Genomic DNA, 18,367 nt, shown 5'->3' on the forward strand with positions numbered 1-18,367 from the left:
ACCGCCGACCAGCACATCCGAGCCAGCGGGTGATCGGCGCGTTCCAGGGCTTGAGCGTCCGCGACACGCCGACTGGACGCCACCGCAGTGTCGATGACGCCCAGTCAGATAAGGCTGAAAGTGCGCGAGTTACCCGATGAGGGTCAGGCCCGGGTCAGCGCTCGACGCCGAGGGTCAGCGTTCCCGCGTACCCGGCGGACGTCGAACTGCCCAGCGCCGTCAGGGTCATGAGCCCGGACGCGGCACCCCCGTCGTCGTAGATGGAGTCCTGGGCGAGGGTGGTGAGGGCGACCGTGTTCGTCGAGTACGGCGAGACCTTCGCGACGGCGGTCGTGATCGTCTCGTTGATGAAGAGCTGCCCGGTGTGGACCTCCTGGCCGCCGGTGAAGGAGCCGTCGGAGGTGAGCGTGACGCCGGTGTGCACCTTGATGTGGATGTGGATGCAGCGGCCCCGGTACCAGCCGGGGTAGATCGTGGTGATCGCCGCGACACCGCTGGAGTTGGTGAGGACGCCGCCGCGCAGGAAGGTGCCGTCGTCCGGTTCGCTGTGCCCGTTGCTGCCGACGAAGCCGGAGTACTCGCCGAGGGCGTCGGCGTGCCAGATCTCCACCAGCGCGTTGCTCAGCGGGACGCAGGTGTCGTCGTCGACGACCGTGAGGGTCAGCTTCAGCGGGACGCCGGCCTTGCCCTCGGTGATGTCGGCGCGGACGTACTGTCCGTCGAGGTAGTAGGGGCCTTCGGTCATCTCCTTCGTGAGGGTGCAGACGGCCGCGGCGGCGACCGGAGCCGCGTCGACCGCCTCGGCGGTGGGGGCCTCGTACGTGGCAGCGGCGCCTACGGCCAGGGCCGCTGCGGTCGCCCCCGAGGCGACGAGAACGGTCCGGCGTGCGACGGGGGTGCGCGTTTCTGAGGTGTCTGTCATGAACACGGCACCGTAGGGGCGGTTCCTGTCGAGAGCCTGTCGGGAGACTGTCAGAGAAATAAGGTGACGTTCCGTCAAGTCTCTTGCAGGACAAGGGAGTAGATCCACAGCGGGAACGGCGAAGGCCGGTCGCCCCAGGGGACGACCGGCCTCCTCCTCGCCTACCGCGCGGCTGTCACGACAGCAGCTTCATCGCCTGCCAGCCGGTCGTGCCGACCGAGACGGGAGTGCCCACGAGCCCGCTCGCCCGACCCGGTACGAAGTCCAGGCCCGCCGAGGTGGTGGCGGTCGTGGTCCACAGGTCGGAGACGCCGTCGCCGTTGGAGTCGCCCGAGGCGGTGAGCAGCGGCCGGGCCGCCGTCGTCCAACCCGTCGCGTACGCCGTCCTGTTGGAGCCCGCGCCCAGCGACGCCGGGTCGGTGCCGCCGTCGGAGACCCCGTCGCCGTCCGCGTCGCCCGGACTGCGCCCGTGGTACAGCCACACGTCGCCGTTGGCCGTGTTGCGGCCGATCAGGTCGGTGAAGCCGTCGCCGTCCACATCGCCGGGGGAGGCGAGCTGCATCCCGCTCCAGCCCGCGTTCCCGATCAGATAGCCGGAGTCGAGCGTGCCGCTGAAACTGCCCGGCAGGAACCAGAGTTGGTCGCCGATGACCGCCACGAAGTCCGGGTAGTTCGCCTCGGCGTCGGCCGTGATGTCACCGACCGAGACGATCTGCCTGATGGCGGCGGTGTCCGTCGCCACCTCCGTCTCCGGGTCCGGGAAGACGTAAACCTCCTGCTTGGTGTCCTCGGTGAACTCGCCCTGCCCGCTGTTCGGGTAGAGCCACAGCTTGCCGTCGGAGCGGCGGGCCACCAGGTCCTCGTAGAAGTCCTCGGTCCAGTCGCCGCGGTGGGTCAGCAGCGCGCCGTTCCAGCCGCCGCCCGAGGACAACGGGAGCGTCGTCGCCAGCTTGCCGCCGCCTGTCCCGCCGTACAGCCGCAGGTTGTCGGAGCCGTCCACGGCGAACAGGTCCGGCATGCCGTCCCCGTTGACGTCACCGGGCTTGTCCGTGACCCCCGGGCTCTTCACGTAGAAGCGGTACGGATAGATCGGGCCCGGGTTGCCGCCCACGTCCACCAGCCGCACGTACAGCGTGTGCGGTCCCGGCGTCAGCGGGGTGACCTTCGCCTGCGCCGGGCCGCCCTTGGCCGTCGGCTTGGCCGAACCGCTCGGCGGGGTGCGGTCCAGGCTGTACAGGTACTCGGTGGTGTCCGACACACCGTTCGCGCCGAACTCGAACGTGCCCTCGGTGCGCGCCAACGCGCCCTCGACCGGCTCGATGTCGGGCGTCGTCTCGGGATACACGTCGTCCTTGGAGCCGACCGTCGGCATCACCTTCGGCGCGTTCGGGTCGAAGCCGAACCGGCAGCCGGCCGCGCCCGCCGTCGGCGTCCAGTCGGAGGCGAACGCCGCGTCCGCGGTGTCCTCGGCCTGCGCCTTCCACGAGAACTGCCCACCGCTCGCGCCCTTGTGCTGGTCGAGCAGCGCCTTGGGCACGACGATCCGCGCCTGCGCGCCCTTGGAGTCGGTCGACTTGACGGTGACCTTCACCCGCTTGTCGAAGATGATCCCCGGCGACACCGCGTGCTTGCCGGTCGCCCACAGGTGGAACTGCACGTTGACCGAACCGCCGTCCGGGTCCCACACCTGCGCCGTCAGCGTCACGTCCGTGTTGCCGACCGTCACGTACGAGGAGCCGTTGCCGCACTCGTTCGTGCCGACCTTGGTGCTGGGGATGGTGTCCAGCGCCCACGGGGCCTTCGGCGGGCGGTTGAACTCGACGATCAGCTTGGCGTCCGGCTTGAACTTCTTCCAGGAGAACTCGTCCTTGTTGTCCTCCGCGCTCTGCGGGGCGCGCAGACCGAAGGTGATGTTCGACCACTTGTTCGCCGCCGCCTTGACCGCCGCGTCCTTGGCGTTGAAGTCGACCGCCGCGTTCGGACAGCCGAAGGTCTCGTTGCCGTGCGCGACGCTGCGGCTGTCCTGGCGCGTCGACCAGGTCGGCTGCTTGTTCCAGGTGGTCGACGAGCTGATCGGGTTCGTCAGATACAGCTCGACCGGCTTGGCCGTGCAGGACCAGGAGTGCGTCTCGGTGATCTGGAACTGCGCGTCGATCACCTTCACGCCCGCCAGGAACTTCGAACCCACGCGGAAGAAGGAGCGGGCCGTGCCGCCCGTGGACGACTCGTAGCCGACGCGCGCCTCGCTCGTCGTACCGCCGTCCCAGCCGGTGCCGTTCCAGTAACTGCTGGTCGGGTGCGGCTTGTAGGCGATCGTCCAGGCCTCGCGGGTACCGGTCATCCGCGGGTCGATGTAGACCGGGAACTCGGTGTCCGGGGCGTCGAGCAGTTTCTGATCAGGCGTCAGGGAGAGGTGGTTCGCGCCGACTTCGACGCCCACCTCGCTGCTCTTGGTGCCCGGGGTGAGCGGGGAGGGATCGGCGGCGGGGCCGTCGGAGGGGCCTGTGGCGGGCCCTGTGGTGTCGGTGGTCTCGGCGGTGGTGGTCGCCGTGCTTGCCGTGCTTGCCGTGCGGGACGACAGCGACTTCGCCGCGCCGGACGACTGCGCCGACGTCGCCGACTGTGCCGACTTCGCGGCCGAGGCCGCCGCCGGTGCCTTGACCGGGGCCGCCGCCTCCTCCGTCGTTCCCGACGAGTCCCACATCCGGGCCGTGGAGGAGGCGAACACGGTCTGGCCGGCCGCGTTGACCGCGGTGAGCGTGCCCGTCTCGGCGTCCTTGCGCAGGTCCAGGCCCTCGGTGCGCAGGCCGAAGTCGATCTCCGTGAGCTCCGGGCGGTCGGCCGCCTCGGGCGTCTTCACGATCAGCGCCTGACTGAACCCGTCCAGGCTCGCCTTCACCGCAAGGTCGACGCCCGGGAAGACCTCCCGGTAGGTCGCCGTCGCGCCGTCGAGCACCGGCTCGGGAAGCGCCGTCGGCCAGGTCAGGGCGAGTTCGCCGCCCCGGTCGGACAGGGTGACGAGACGGTTGTCGCCGCCCGCCGAGAACGTGACCCGGCCGGGCGCCGCCTTCGGCCGGATCCGGCCCGCCGTCTCGGCGAGCGTGGTGTCCACCGGCGTCCAGACGCCCTCGCGCTTCACCCGGACGGGCAGCGAGTGCTGGGTGTGGCGGAAGTTGCCGTTGGGCAGGGCGTGCGTCTCGCTGGTCTCGGTGCGCTCGGACGCCACCTCCACGGGCTCGCCGGTCTCGGCGGCCTGCCGGAGGGCGTCCTGCTCGGCGTCCGCGGCCGAGGTGGTCGAGTCCGCGGCCTGCGCCACCGGAGTCGTCAGTGGTGTCACCGGCGTCAGCCCGAGTGCCCCGCCGACGAGTACCGCGACGAGCGCGGAGCCCGCGGAGCGCCTGTTCCGGCGCGTCCGGCGCTGTCTTCGAGATGTTTCTGGCATGGGCGAATCCCCCCGGAGTCCGTTGCCTGCGAGCCCTTGACCTGGGCCGCGACGCCGAACAGTACACCGCGACCCGGTCAAAACTTTGCCTCTCCATGGCTGAAGTGGGGATTGTCGCATTGCCTTGCCTTTACTTGCCAGGGTGATCGACAGCGCTTACTGTCCGCTAGCTGTGTTCACTACGGGGAGGTTGTTTGTGGACCAACTGATAAGACAGTTGCGATATTTCGGGCACTGGACCAGATCCACGTCCCTGTTCGTGGGGCTCGTGCTGTTCGTCGGGCTGATACCCGACGACGCGAGCGCCGCCTCGGGGAGCACCCGGATCGCCGACGTCAAGCGCGATCCGTCCGTCCCGGGCCGGGACTTCGACAAGAAGCGGCCCGCGACGCGCGACGAGGCCACGGGCGCCTTCAAGCCCGCCGCGGGGACCGTCCCCGCCCGTACCTTCACGACCCTGGTCACGGACCGGAGCGGCAAGCCGCCGAAGCGGGCGCCGCTCGCCGCAGGCGCCGTACCGGGGGCGACTTCTACAACTCCCGTACTGAACAGCCTGGTGAAGGTCCGTCAGCCCGCCGCCGCCGCGAGCAAGGCGGGCAGGACGGCCAAGGCGGCCCGTGCTGCCGCCGCCGGGAGCGCCGTGCAGGTGCAGGTCAAGGACGCCGCCGCCGCCCGCAAGGCCGGCGTGCAGGGGCTGCTGTTCACGGCGGCTCCCGCGACGAACGGCATGGGTCCCGCCGCGTCCGGCTCCGTCGAACTGGAGCTGGACTACGCGTCGTTCAAGGACACCTACGGCGGCGACTGGGGTTCCCGGCTCCGCCTCTACCGGCTTCCGGCCTGCGCGCTGACCACGCCTGCGCTGGAGCGCTGCCGTACCCGCACCGCGCTGCCGGGCGCCAACGACGCGTCCGCGCACACCGTTTCGGGCAGCGCCGCGCTGGTCACCGCGAGCGCCGCGCCCGTCGTGTTCGCGGCGGCGGCCGAGGCCTCCGGCCCCGGCGGCAGTCACGCGGCGACCTCGCTGTCGCCGTCCGGCTCCTGGACGGCGGGCTCGTCCTCCGGCGGCTTCTCCTGGAGCTACCCGATCGAGGCGCCCGAGGTCCCCGGCGGCCCGCAGCCCGAGGTCGAACTCTCCTACTCCTCCCAGGCGGTCGACGGACGCACCGCCTCCACCAACGCGCAGTCCTCCTGGATCGCCGAGGGCTGGGACTACGAGCCCGGCTACATCGAGCGCCGCTTCCGCTCCTGCTCGGACGACAAGGGCGCGATCAAGGACGACAAGGGCGTCGAGCAGAAGCCCAACAACACCGGTGACAGCGGCGACCTGTGCTGGGGCTCCGACCATGTCGTGATGTCCCTGGGCGGCAACACCACCGAACTCGTCAAGAAGGACGGCACCGACGACTGGCGCCCCGCCGACGACGACGGCTCCCGCCTCCAGCGCAGGACCGGCGCGGCCAACGGCGCCAAGGACGGCGAGCACTGGGTCCTGACCACCACCGACGGCACCCAGTACCACTTCGGCCTGAACAAGCTGCCCGGCGCCCCCGACGGCACCGTCACCCACTCGGCCCTCACGGTTCCGGTGTTCGGCAACCACCCGGGCGAGCCCTGCCACGCCACCGCGTTCCTGGACTCCGACTGCGCGCAGGCGTACCGCTGGAACCTGGACTACGTCGTCGACCCGCTCGGCGACGCCATGACCCTGTGGTGGGCCAAGGAGACCAACTTCTACGGCCAGAACATGAAGGCCGACCAGCAGATCTCCTACACCCGCTCCGCGCAGCTCGCCCGCATCGACTACGGCCTGCGCTCCGACAAGCTGTTCGGCGTCCTGCCGGCCGGCCGGGTCGCCTTCACCACCGCCGAACGCTGCGTCCCCACCACGGCGTTCGACTGCGCCGAGGCCAAGCGGACCACCGCCAACGCCAAGAACTGGCCGGACACCCCGCTGGACCAGGAGTGCGCGTCGGGCGCCAAGTGCACCGACAAGTTCTCCCCGACGTTCTGGACGACCAAGCGCCTCACGAAGATCACCACGAGCGTGCTCTCCGGCAGCGCCCTGAAGACCGTCGACTCGTGGGCGCTGGAGCAGTCCTACCCGGCCACCGGCGACGGCACCTCCCCGGCCCTGTGGCTGGACGCCATCGCCCGCACCGGCCACGGCGCGGGAGCCACCGCCGCCATGCCGAAGGTCACCTTCGCCGGCATCCAGCTCGACAACCGGGTCGACGGCGTGGAGGGCCTGCCGCCCTTCTCCCGCTACCGGGTGCACGCCATCGACACCGAGACCGGCGGCCGGATCGGCGTCACCTACTCGCCGCGCGACTGCCAGGCCCTGGAGCCGAAGCGGCTGCCCGCGTCCCCCGAGTCCAACACCCTGCGCTGCTTCCCGCAGTACTGGACGCCGGGGGGCGCCCTCAACCCGGTGCAGGACTGGTTCCACAAGTACCTCGTCACCGAGGTCCGCGAAGAGGACCTGGTCACCGACAGCCCCGCCAAGGTGACCTCGTACGAGTTCCTCGGCGGCGCCGGATGGGCGTACGACGACAGCGAGTTCACCGCGAACAAGCACCGCACCTGGTCGCAGTACCGCGGCTACGAACGCGTCCGCACCCGCCAGGGCGCCGGCGACGACGTCAAGCAGCTCACCGAGCACCGCTACTTCCGCGGCCTGCACGGCGACAAGTTGCCGTCCGGCACCCGCAGTTCGGCCGTGACCGACAGCGAGAGCAAGACGTACGCCGATCTCCCGCAGTACCAGGGCCAGTTGCTGGAGCAGATCAGCTACGCCTCGGACGGCGGCCCCGTCGACTCGGCGACCGTCACCACCCCCTGGGCGGTGAAGACCGCCACCCGAACCCGCGCCGGAACCACGCCTCTCGAGGCATGGATGAGCCGCCCGGAGACCGCCCGCACCCGCGAGCGCGTCAAGGGCGACACCTGGCGCACCTCCACCGAGACCACCAAGTACGACGGCTACGGCCTGCCGTACGAGGTCGAGGAGAAGACGCCCGGCGGCAAGGTCCGCTGTTCGACCGTCAGTTACGCCCGCAACACCACGGCGCACCTGATCGAGTCGGAGTCGCGTGAGAGGACGACGCTGGGCGCGTGCGGGACCACCGGCGGCGAAGTCGTCGAGGACACCCGCACGTTGTACGACAACCTGGCCTTCGGCGCCGCCCCTACCAAGGGTCTGCCCACCGAGGTCCAGGAGCTGAACGCCACCGGCGACGGCTACATCACCATCGACAGGACCGCGTACGACATCCACGGCCGCGAGACGACGACCTGGGACGCCGACAACCGTAAGACGTCCGTCGAGTACACGCCCACGACCGTGGCCCGGCCGACGAAGACGGTCGCCACGGACCCGCTGCTGCACACCGACACCACGGTCTTCGACGACGTCCGCGGCCTGCCGCTGACCGAGACGGACGCCAACGGCAAGTCGTCCACCATGGAGTACGACCCGCTGGGCCGGCTCCTGAAGGTCTGGGAGATCGACCGCGACCCGGCGACCCAGACCCCGACGGCCACCTACGACTACACCGTCCGCCGCGACGGCCCGACGATCGTCACCTCGCGCCTGCTGAAGGACAACGGCGAGTACGCCGTCTCGTACGAGATCCTCGACGGCCTGCTGCGCGAGCGGCAGACGCAGGACGAGGCGGTCGGCGCGGGCCGCGTCGTCAACGACACCTTCTACGACAGCGCGGGCCGCAACTGGAAGCAGAACGAGGGGTATTACAACGCGGCTGAGCCCGAGGCCAAGCTCCTCCAGGTCGGCGACAACGCGGTCCCGTCCCAGAACCGCACCACCTTCGACGGCATGGGCCAGCCCACCGCCGAGATCACCTACAACCGCGGCACGGAGAAGCTGCGCACCACGACCGAACGCGACGGCGACGTCTCCACGACGGTCCCGCCGGGCGGCGACACCGTCACGGCCGTCTTCGAGGACGCCGAGGGCCGCACGGAGCGGCTGCGCGAGTACAGCGACAGCGCGCGTACGAAGTGGCGGGACACCGTCTACGAGTACGACGACCTCGACAACCTGAGGAAGGTGACCGCGCCCGGTGGCGCCGCCACCTCCTTCGAGTACGACAAGCGGGGCCGCCAGACCGCGGTCACCGACCCCGACGGCGGCCGCACCGAGATGCGGTACGACAACGCGGACAACGTGATCGCGACCGTCGACCCGCTCCAGCGGACCCTGGTCACCACGTACGACGACGGCGGCCGTCCGACCACCCTGCGCGAGGGCGGCGACACCGGCCCCAAGCGCCTGGAGTGGACGTACGACTCCCTCGGCAAGGGCCTGCCCACCGCGCAGATCCGCTACGAGGGCGGCCGTGAGTACCGGGAGGAGATCACCGGCTACGACGACGCCTACCGGGTGAAGTCGTCCAAGACGGTGATCCCGGTCGAGGAGACCGGCCTCGCGGGCACCTACACCTACAAGTACGAGTACACCCCGACCGGCAACCTCGCCTGGGCCGAAGTCCCGGGCCTGGGCGGCCTGGTGACCGAACGGGTCGTCTTCCGCTACAACTCCGACGGCCTGCCGATCGCCATCGGCGGAGCCTCCGCCTACCTGGCGGGCGTGGACTACTCGGCGTTCGGCGAGATCCTGCGCACGGACGCCGGACCGGCCGGCAAGAAGGTCTACGGCTCCTACGTCTACGACGAGTTCACCCGTCGCCTCCAGACGGCCACCTTCGACCGCTCGCTCGCCCCGGCCCGCATCAGCGAGACCCGGTACGGCTACGACGAGGCCGGCAACGTCACGAAGATCACCGACGTGCCCGGCAGCGCGGCGCCCGACGCGGGCAAGACGGACACCCAGTGCTTCGTCTACGACAAGCTGCGCCAGATGACCTCGGCGTGGACCGCGAGGACGGAGGAGTGCGCGGCGGCCCCGACCAAGGACACGGTCGGCGGCCCGGACGCCTACTGGCAGTCGTACCAGTACGACGAGGCGGGCAACCGCAAGACGCTCGTCGAGCACGACACGACGGGCGACCCGGCGAAGGACGTCACCCGCTCGTACCTGTACGGCAAGGCGGGGGTCGGCGGCCCCAACGCGCTGGCCGAGATCAAGTCGACCGGCCCGCAGGGCGAACGCCTCAACACCTTCGCCTACGACAAGGCCGGCAACACCGTCGGCCGCCAGAACGGCGGCACCAACCAGACCCTCGAGTACGACATCGAGGGCCAGTTGCGCAAGGTGACCGAGCCGGTCGAGGGCGGCGGCACCAAGTCCACGTCGTACCTGTACGGCGCGGACGGCGAACGCCTCATCCGCACCGGCGCGGACGGCAGCCGCACGCTGTACCTGGCGGAAGCCGAGCTGACGGTCGACGCGGCCAACTCGACCGCGAAGGCGGAACGCTTCTATCCGCACCCCGACGGCTCGACGACGGTCCGCGCGACCGGCGGCGTCCGCCAACTGATGCTGGCCGACCACCACGGCACGTCCCACACGGTCGTGGACATGGTCGACCCGGCGATGGGCGTCACCCGCCGCAAGTCGATGCCGTTCGGCGAGGCGAGGGGCGAGCAGCCCACCGCCTGGCCCGGACAGCGCGGCTTCGTCGGCGGCACGGTCGACAAGGACACGGGCCTGACCCGCCTCGGCGCCCGCGACTACGACCCGGCGACGGGCCGGTTCCTCACGGTCGACCCGATGGTCGACTACGGCCAGCCGGCCACCATGAACCCGTACGCCTACAGCAACAACGCCCCGGCGACGTTCTCCGACCCGTCCGGCGAGTTCTTCCCGATCCTCATCGGCATCGCGGCCCGCATCGCCATCCAGGCGGCGATCCGCGCGGCAGCCCGCCGCGCGGCGATCATCGCGGCCCGCAAGGCGGCCCAGGCGGCGGCCCGCCGGGCGGCGGCCCTCGCCCGCAAGCGCGCCCTCGAGGCCGCGAAGCGCGCGGCGGCGAAGGCGAAGCGGGAAGCGGCCCGCAAGGCGGCCGCGGCGAAGCGGGCGGCGGCCAAGCGGGCGGCGGCCCGCGCGGCGGCGAAACGGGCGGCAGCCCGCAGGGCCGCCTCCCAGGCCCGCGCCCGCGCGGCCCGGGCGGCGGCGAAGAAGGCGGCGGCGCGCCGGGCGGCCGCCCGCAAGGCGGCGGCCCGCCCGAAGCCCCGCGCCAAGCCCCGTTCCCAGCCGAAGCCGCGCCCGAAGCCGTCGCAGGTGAAGCGGGCGGCGCAGAAGGGCGCCAAACGGGTCGCGGAAGAGGTGAAGTCCGAGCTCAAGGAGCAGGCGCAGGACGCGGTTCAGCAGCGGGCCGCGGAGTGGAGCGAAGGCCAGGAGGACCCGGCCGGTGCGGCTCGCTATGCTCGTGACCTGCAAGGGCACGAGGACAGAGGCCGTAACCACTCGACGTACACCGCAGGCTTCGACCCGGACAACCCTGGCCAGGTGTTCATCGGCTGCTCGTCCAACCCCGAGGGGTGCGCCGAGCGGGACGTGGAGCGCCAGGCGGGCAAGGGGCCGCGACACGTGGTCTTCACCAAGGCGTTCGGCTGGCGTGCCAAGCGGTGGGTGGAGATCCCGGTATGTGTGAAGTGTCAGTCCCGGTACGACAAAAAGCAGTTCCCACCGGACGTCACGTACGACGAGGGAGGGGACTGGTCCCGGTGAGACTGGGCGGAACGAAACGAACGGAGTCCGGGTGAGTAAGCGCTTCGCCGAAATCGAGATCGCGCGTGTTCCATGGCAGGACTACAGGGCGTCGGGCGACCGCTCGGGCGCCGTGGCCGATGCGTTGCGGAAGTTGGTCGACGCCACCACGGAGGACGACGCGTTCGGCGCGTACTGGGGGCTCGAGAACGTCGTCGTGGTCCAGGGGCAGTTGTACAGCGCGGCTGTGCCGACCGTGCAGGTGCTGCTGGCCGCGCTCCTCGACGATCTGTCGCCGGACGCTCGTGACCTGGTCCTCGAACTGCTTCAGCAGATCGTGATGGGCGAGGCGGATGCGGACGAGGCGGCTCTCGGCGACGCCGATCTCGGCGACCGGTGCCGGACGGCCGCTCGCAACGGCCTGTGGCTCGTGTACCGCGAGCTGGGCACCCGGCGCCGGGAGACGGCCGAGGCCGTACTCGACCGCATCGAGACCGACCGACCTCGTCTGAACGCCTACCTGGCGGGTCTGCGCGGCAAGTAGGTCACGGACACCGTGCCGACCAGGGCGGTCGGCTTCCCTCGAAATCCTTTGGGGAAGCCGGCCGCCCCGTGGTCGTGAGAAGCGTCCGCGGGTTCGCTTCCCCGGACGTGTTCTGGGAGGAATTCCCGGAACCGAGGAAAGCAACGAGCCGGCATACCCGCAGGCAGCGAGGTGGATAGAGGCGTGGGGCGCATTCTCAAGCGGGTCCCTCGGATTCCCTGGGGGACCCTCGAAGACTCGCTGGGTTCCGCTCGCGACATCCCGTCGCTCCTTTCCAGGGTGGCCTGGGGTGACGAAGCGACGGTGAGCTTGGCCATCGACGAACTCGGCGACCGTGTGTGCTCACTCGGGTTCGTGGTGTCGGAGGCGACTCCCCATGTGGTCCCGTTCCTGGTGGAGTTGGCCGGAGACGGCACGGTCCGCGGTCGCGCGGAGATCCTGGAGCTCGTCTCCAAGATCTACTCGGCCAGGGAGTGGGAGTCCACCGCCCGTCTCGCACCGGGAAAGGATGCGGAGGGGTATCGGGAGAAAATCGCCTGGGAGGCCGCGAGTCAGGGCGCTGTGCTGGCGGGCGCCGGGGTGTTCCAGGGCTTGCTGGACGATCCGGACCCTGAAGTCTCCAAGGCCGCGCGAGATCTGATCGCGTTCCTTGCGTAGCCCCCGGGGCGACCGCCCTCTGAGGCGAACGTGGCACAGCGGCTCCACCGGAGAAGCCTCCGGGGGAGCCGTCCGTGTCGTGGGGCCTTCATGCCGATCCGCAGGGTCGCCTCCCCGGACGGGTACAAGGTCAAGCACCCGCGCCGGATGCCGTCGGCCGCGAACGTGACACATCCCCCCCGGAGGTGTCACATGCGCGGAACTGTTACCCGGCCGCCCGTGGATTGGCCGACAGCGCCCACACCGCTCAGCGCCCGCCCGCCGCACGGAGTGACTAGCCCGCCTGGCCCATGCCCGCCGCGTTCGGCCAGCTCTGGGCGTTGGGCCAGCCGGTGGCCGCCGCGGGGGAGAGGCCGTTGGTGCCGCGGACCTGGGCGGCGGTGAGGCCGCCGCGGGCCGGGACGCCGGTGGGCGTCGGACCCATCGGCGGGGCGGCCATCGCCGGTGCCATCGGGGGAGCCATGGCCGCCGGGGCCATCGCCGGGGCCATGGCGGCGGGCGCCATCGGTGCCATGGGGGCCATCGGTGCCATGGGCGGCGGGGCCATCGCCGCCGCCGGTGCCATCGGCGGGGCCGGGGCCGGGACGGGGGTCGGGAACGGGGTGGGCGCCGGGGCCGGGGCCGGGCTCGGTACCGACTGGGGGAAGATCTGGGCCGCCGCCGGGAGCGGCATGCCCGCGCCGTCGGAGGGGGTGGGCTGCGCCATCGCGGCCGCCGGGGCCATCGCGGGCGGGGCCATCGCCGCCGCCGGCGCCATCGGCGGGGCCGCGGCGACCAGTCCCGGCGCCTGCATGCCCATCGCCTGGGCGGCGAGGCCCGGCATGCCCGCGCCGTTGGTGACGAGCCGGTCCACGGCCGCCATGCCGGAGCTGTAGCCGACGCCGGCGCTCAGCTCGGGCACGGGGGCGCCCCGCCTGGTCCCGTAGAGCACCTGTTCCATGCCGGACACCAGGCGGCGGACGTCCACCTGGGGGCGCACCACGAGCCGCAGGAAGCGGCTGGAGGAGCCGATCTTGTTGCCGCACTCGCGGACCAGGATGCGGTGCTCGGCGAGCAGCCGGTCACGGACCACGGTGCCCTCCGCGCCGACGGGCAGGCGTACGAAGAGGAAGTTGCCCTGGGAGGGGTAGACCGTCAGGCCGGGCAGCGCGCTGAGCTGGCTCGCCATGTCGAGGCGGTCGCGGCGCACCTGTTGCAGGCTCTGCGCGTACTCCGCGCCGTGCTGCTTGAGAATGAACACCACATGCTCGGCAAAGGAGTTGAGGTTCCACTTCGGCAGCATCGAGCGGACCTTGCCCGCGAGCGCCGGGTTGGCGACCAGGTAGCCGAAGCGGATGCCGTGCAGGCCGAAGTTCTTGCCCAGGCTGCGCAGCACGATCACGTTCGGGCGGAGCATGGCCTCCTGGACGACGCTCGGCTCGGCCTCCGCGTCCGCGAACTCCAGGAACGACTCGTCGATGACGATCAGGTCCAGGTCGGCCATCGCGTCCATGAACTGCACGATCGCGTGCTTGTGCAGGAAGCCGCCGTCGGGGTTGTTCGGGTTGCAGATCACGGCGGCCCGGGTGCCGCGGGCGCGGATGAACTCGGCGTACTGGGCCAGGTCCAGGGCGAAGCCGCTGGACTCCTGGAGCGGGAACATGTCGACCCGCTTGCCGGTCTCCATGGGCTGGTCGGTCCAGCGGCCGAAGGTGGGGACGGGGATGGCGAGGGACTCACGGACCAGCAAGTGGTCGATCCAGGTGATGAGTTCCGTCGAGCCGTTGCCCATCGCCACGGCCTGCGGCGGGAGTTGGAGCAGACTGCACAGTTCCGCGGTGATCGTGTCGGCGCTGCTCGGGTAGTACGTGATGATGTCGCGCAGCCGCGCGGCCATCTCGTCGAACATGGCCGGGGTCGGGAAGTACGGGTTGCAGGGGATGCAGAAGTCCACCGGGCCGACCCCCTCGCCGCCCTCGCGAGTCAGCGCCGCCATCGACGGGCTGTGCGCCGCGGTGTTGCGGAACAACGAGGAGACGTTGTCGGCCATGGAACCTCCGTATGGGGCGGAGCCGGCGGGGACGACCGGGCCCGTCGTCATTGGGTGGCCCGCGCGGGGGAGCACGGGCCACCCATACATACGGAGGCTTGGGCGGCGCTGTTCAACCGCTGGGGAATCGGTAAGAAACTTGTGCCCCACCTGTGGAGAAACACCGGTGTCAGGCGTCGAACGTGTGGATCGTCGTCGTGCGGTACGTCTGTCCCGGGCGCAGGGTCGTCGACGGGAACGACGGCTGGTTCGGCGCGTCCGGGAAGTGCTGCGTCTCCAGGCAGAGCGCGTCGCCCTGGCGGTAGGTGCGGCCGCCGGTGCCGGTGAGGGTGCCGTCCAGGAAGTTGCCCGAGTAGAACTGCAGGCCCGGCTGGTCGGTGGCGATCTTCAGGGTGCGGCCCGAGCGCGGGTCGCGCACCGTCGCCACGTGCACCGGCTCGGCGGTGACGCCCTTGTCCAGGACCCAGTTGTGGTCGTAGCCCTTCGCGTGGACCTGCTGGACGTGCCCGGCGCGCAGGTCGCGGCCGATCGCCTTCGTCCTGCGGAAGTCGAAGGGGGTGCCGGAGACCTTCGCGAGCTCGCCCGTGGGGATCAGGCCCGCGTCGGTGGGCGTGTAGCGGGCGGCGGCGATCGTCAGCTCGTGGTCCTCGATCGTGCCGCTGCTCTCGCCGGCCAGGTTCCAGTAGACGTGGCTGGTGAGGTTGACGACGGTGGCCTCGGTCGTGGTGGCCTCGTAGTCGATGCGCCACTCGCCGCGCTGGGTGAGGGTGTACGTCACCTTCACCTTCAGGGTGCCCGGGTAGCCCATGTCGCCGTCGGCGCTCGTGCAGTGCAGGTACAGGCCGACGTCGGTGCCCTTGGTGAACGGCTCGACGTCCCACACGTGCTTGTCGAAGCCCTTCGCGCCGCCGTGCAGGCTGTTCACGCCGTCGTTGACGTCGACTTGGTAGGCCTTGCCGTCGAGGGTGAACCGCCCCTCGCCGATGCGGTTGCCGTACCGGCCGATGAGGGCCCCGAAGTACGGCGTCCTGGCGACGTAGTCCTCGATGGTGTCGAAGCCGAGCGACACATTGGCGTAGCGGCCGTGCCGGTCGGGGATCTCCAGGGACTGGACGATGCCGCCCCAGGAGAGGACCTTCAGGCGGGTGCCGCCGTTCTCCAGCGCCCAGTTGTAGATCTTCGTGCCGTCGGCGAGCTCGCCGAAGAGGGTCTTCACGGGCCTGCTGCCTCCTGAGGCGGCCTCGGCGTCGGCGATGCCGGTGCGGCTGTTCGGTTCCATCGCGGCTCCCCAAGGGCTCGGGCCCCGCCTTCCGGCGGAGCCCGAGCTGACTTACGAACCGGACTTGCGCTTGTTCCACACGTCGAACCCGACGGCCGCGAGCAGGGCCAGGCCCTTGATCACCTGCTGCCAGTCGGTGCCGACGCTGAGGAGGTTCATGCCGTTGTTCAGCACGCCGAGGACGAGACCACCGATGATCGCGCCGAGGACGGTACCCACACCGCCGCTCATGGACGCGCCACCGATGAACGACGAGGCGATCGCTTCGAGTTCGAAGCTGAGACCTGCCTTCGGCGAGGCCGCGTTGAGGCGGGAGGCGACCACCAGACCCGCCAGGGCCGCGAGCACGCCCATGTTCAGGAAGACGAGGAAGGTGACCTTCTTGTCCTTGACGCCCGACAGCTTCGCCGCCGGGAGGTTGCCGCCGATCGCGTAGATGTGCCGGCCGAAGACCGCGTTGCGCATCACGTAGCCGTAACCGACCACCAGCAGGCCGAGGATGATCAGGATGATCGGCGCGCCCTTGTAGCTGGCGAGCAGCAGGGTGACGGCGAGGACCGCGGAGGCGATGGCGACGAGCTTCAGCAGGAACAGGTTCCTGGGAGCCACCTCCAGGGAGAACTCCTGCTGCCGCTTGCGGTCGCGGACCTCCTGGAGGACCACGAACGCCAGCAGGGCGAAGCCCAGCAGCAGCGTCAGGTTGTGGTAGTTGGTGTTCGGGCCGACCGCCGGCAGGAAGCCGTTGCCCATCTTCTGCAGGCCGTCGGGGAACGGGCCGAGCGTCTGCCCCTTCAGGAACATCTCCGTCAGACCGCGGAAGATCAGCATGCCCGCGAGGGTGACGATGAAGGACGGTATGCCGAAGTAGGCGATCAGGAAGCCCTGCGCCGCGCCGGCGGCCGCGCCGATGGCCAGGCACAGCACCAGCGCGAGCGGCCACGCCACGTCGTGCTGCACCGTGAGGACGGCCGCGAACGCGCCCACGAACGCCGTCAGCGAACCGACCGACAGGTCGATGTGGCCCGCGATGATCACCAGCATCATGCCGATCGCGAGGATCAGGATGTAGCTGTTCTGCAGCACCAGGTTGGAGACGTTGCGCGGCAGCAGCAGATCGCCGCCCGTCCACACCTGGAACAGGATCACGAGCAGGCCGAGCGCGATCAGCATGCCGTACTGGCGCATGTTGCGGCGCAGCCCGTTCAGCATGAGCTGGAGCAGCCCGCCGCCGGAGGCCGTGCCCCCGCTCTTCCCGGGCGGCGCGGCCGCCGGGCTCTTGTCGGTCACGTCCGTGCTCATCGCGTTACCTCTTTGTCCTTCGTCATCTGGCGCATCAGCACTTCCTGCGTGGCCTCGGCCCGCGGGAACTCGCCCGTGAGCCGCCCGGCGGCCATGGTGTAGATGCGGTCGCACATGCCGAGCAGTTCGGGCAGCTCGGAGGAGATGAAGACGACCGCCTTGCCCTGGGCGGCCAGTTGGTCGATGACCGTGTAGATCTCGAACTTGGCGCCGACGTCGATCCCGCGCGTCGGCTCGTCCAGGATCAGCACATCCGGACCCGCGAAGATCCACTTGCTGAGGACGACCTTCTGCTGGTTGCCGCCGGACAGCTTGCCCACCACCTCGAAGACGGTGGGCGCCTTGATGTTCATGGACTTGCGGAAGCCCTCGGCGACCTTCCGCTCCTCCTGCTCGTCGACCACGCCCCGCTTGGCGACCTTGTCCAGGGCCGTCAGCGAGATGTTGCGGTTGATGGTGTCGATGAGGTTGAGGCCGTAGTGCTTGCGGTCCTCGGTGACGTACGCGATCCCGTGGTCGATGGCCTCGGCGACCGTCCTGGTACGGATCTCCTTGCCGTCCTTGAGGACCGTGCCGCCCGCGTACTGGCCGTAGGTGCGGCCGAACACGCTCATCGCGAGCTCGGTGCGGCCCGCGCCCATCAGGCCGGCGATGCCGACGATCTCCCCGCGGCGCACCTGGACCGACACGTCGTCGACGACCTTGCGCTGCTGGTCGATCGGGTGGTGCACGGTCCAGCCGCGGATCTCCAGCGCCGGCGCGGCCTCCAACTCGCCCTCGAACGGGGTGCGTTCGGGGAAGCGGTGGTCGAGGTCGCGGCCCACCATGCCGCTGATGATGCGGTCCTCGGTGGTGTCCGCCGCCTTGACGTCGAGCGTCTCGATGGAGCGTCCGTCGCGCAGGATCGTCACCGAGTCGGCGACGTGCCGGATCTCGTTCAGCTTGTGCGAGATGATGATCGAGGTGATGCCCTGCTTCTTCAACTCCAGGATGAGTTCGAGGAGTTTGCCGCTGTCCTCGTCGTTGAGCGCCGCGGTGGGCTCGTCCAGGATGAGCAGCTTCACCTTCTTCGACAGCGCCTTCGCGATCTCCACGAGCTGCTGCTTGCCCACGCCGATGTCGGCGACGCGGGTCTCCGGGTGGTCGTCGAGACCGACCCGGCGCAGCAGTTGCGTGGCGTGCCGCAGGGTCTCCCGCCAGTCGATGAACCCGCCCTTGGCGTGTTCGTTGCCGAGGAAGATGTTCTCCGCCAGGGAGAGATACGGCGACAGCGCCAGCTCCTGGTGGATGATCACGATGCCGCGTTGCTCGCTCGCCCGGATGTCCCTGAAGGAGCAGACCTCTCCCTCGAAGAGGATCTCCCCTTCGTAGGTGCCGTGCGGATGGACGCCGGAGAGCACCTTCATCAAGGTGGACTTACCGGCGCCGTTCTCCCCGCAGATGGCATGGACCTCGCCAGGCCGGACGGCGAGTGTGACGTCCGACAGCGCTTTCACACCGGGAAAGGTCTTGACGATCGAGCGCATTTCCAGGACGGGTCCCGCCATGGTCGTGCCTTCCAATCCGT

General features: G+C 70.3%; 9 protein-coding genes. 3 read left to right on the forward strand and 6 right to left on the reverse strand.

Translation table 11 applies throughout. From position 1 onward, the window contains the following. Positions 1-154: 154 nt before the first annotated feature. Both BMZ82_RS23160 and BMZ82_RS23165 read right to left on the reverse strand, forming a co-directional pair. Positions 155-922, reverse strand: a complete 768-nt coding sequence (locus BMZ82_RS23160) for an intradiol ring-cleavage dioxygenase (RefSeq protein WP_093778946.1) — start codon at positions 920-922, stop codon at positions 155-157. Between the two features lie 175 nt (positions 923-1,097). Beyond that, positions 1,098-4,364, reverse strand: a complete 3,267-nt coding sequence (locus BMZ82_RS23165) for a VCBS repeat-containing protein (protein WP_143098896.1) — start codon at positions 4,362-4,364, stop codon at positions 1,098-1,100. 196 nt (positions 4,365-4,560) lie between these two features. On the opposite strand from BMZ82_RS23165, the gene BMZ82_RS23170 reads away from it, so the two are divergent. The 3 genes from BMZ82_RS23170 (at position 4,561) to BMZ82_RS23180 (ending at position 12,193) form a co-directional block, all read left to right on the forward strand. Beyond that, the gene (locus BMZ82_RS23170) at positions 4,561-11,013 is read left to right on the forward strand and encodes an RHS repeat domain-containing protein (protein WP_256252062.1); all 6,453 of its coding nucleotides are present in this window, start codon (positions 4,561-4,563) and stop codon (positions 11,011-11,013) included. A 31-nt stretch (positions 11,014-11,044) separates the two neighbouring features. Then, entirely contained in the window at positions 11,045-11,536 is a 492-nt protein-coding gene (locus BMZ82_RS23175; RefSeq protein ID WP_093778813.1) for a hypothetical protein, read from the forward strand. Between the two features lie 183 nt (positions 11,537-11,719). Then, complete coding sequence (locus BMZ82_RS23180; RefSeq protein WP_143098897.1) at positions 11,720-12,193, forward strand: hypothetical protein; 474 nt, start codon at positions 11,720-11,722, stop codon at positions 12,191-12,193. A 274-nt stretch (positions 12,194-12,467) separates the two neighbouring features. Here the strand turns inward: BMZ82_RS23180 and BMZ82_RS23185 are convergent, their stop codons facing one another. From BMZ82_RS23185 to mmsA, 4 genes are all read right to left on the reverse strand, one after another. After that, a complete protein-coding gene (locus BMZ82_RS23185; RefSeq protein WP_093778817.1) occupies positions 12,468-14,222 on the reverse strand; it encodes a pyridoxal phosphate-dependent aminotransferase in 1,755 nt (584 codons plus the stop codon). A 169-nt stretch (positions 14,223-14,391) separates the two neighbouring features. After that, positions 14,392-15,501: an aldose epimerase family protein gene (locus tag BMZ82_RS23190; protein WP_093778819.1), complete on the reverse strand. Its 1,110-nt coding sequence runs from the start codon at positions 15,499-15,501 to the stop codon at positions 14,392-14,394. Positions 15,502-15,552: 51 nt separating this feature from the next. After that, positions 15,553-16,800, reverse strand: coding sequence for a multiple monosaccharide ABC transporter permease (mmsB, locus tag BMZ82_RS23195; protein ID WP_093778821.1), 1,248 nt, complete (start codon positions 16,798-16,800; stop codon positions 15,553-15,555). Next, complete coding sequence (gene mmsA, locus BMZ82_RS23200; protein WP_093778823.1) at positions 16,797-18,347, reverse strand: multiple monosaccharide ABC transporter ATP-binding protein; 1,551 nt, start codon at positions 18,345-18,347, stop codon at positions 16,797-16,799. Before mmsA ends, mmsB begins: the two co-directional genes overlap by 4 nt. Positions 18,348-18,367: the final 20 nt, after the last annotated feature.

The organism is Streptomyces sp. yr375 (assembly GCF_900110755.1).
GTDB lineage: Bacteria > Actinomycetota > Actinomycetes > Streptomycetales > Streptomycetaceae > Streptomyces.

Bases quoted from the DNA above. Each gene is read 5' to 3' on its own strand.
- BMZ82_RS23160 (WP_093778946.1), bottom strand. From the start codon at position 922: ATGACAGACACCTCAGAAACGCGCACCCCCGTCGCACGCCGGACCGTT.
- BMZ82_RS23165 (WP_143098896.1), bottom strand. From the start codon at position 4,364: ATGCCAGAAACATCTCGAAGACAGCGCCGGACGCGCCGGAACAGGCGC.
- BMZ82_RS23185 (WP_093778817.1), bottom strand. From the start codon at position 14,222: ATGGCCGACAACGTCTCCTCGTTGTTCCGCAACACCGCGGCGCACAGC.
- BMZ82_RS23190 (WP_093778819.1), bottom strand. From the start codon at position 15,501: ATGGAACCGAACAGCCGCACCGGCATCGCCGACGCCGAGGCCGCCTCA.
- mmsB (WP_093778821.1), bottom strand. From the start codon at position 16,800: ATGAGCACGGACGTGACCGACAAGAGCCCGGCGGCCGCGCCGCCCGGG.
- mmsA (WP_093778823.1), bottom strand. From the start codon at position 18,347: ATGGCGGGACCCGTCCTGGAAATGCGCTCGATCGTCAAGACCTTTCCC.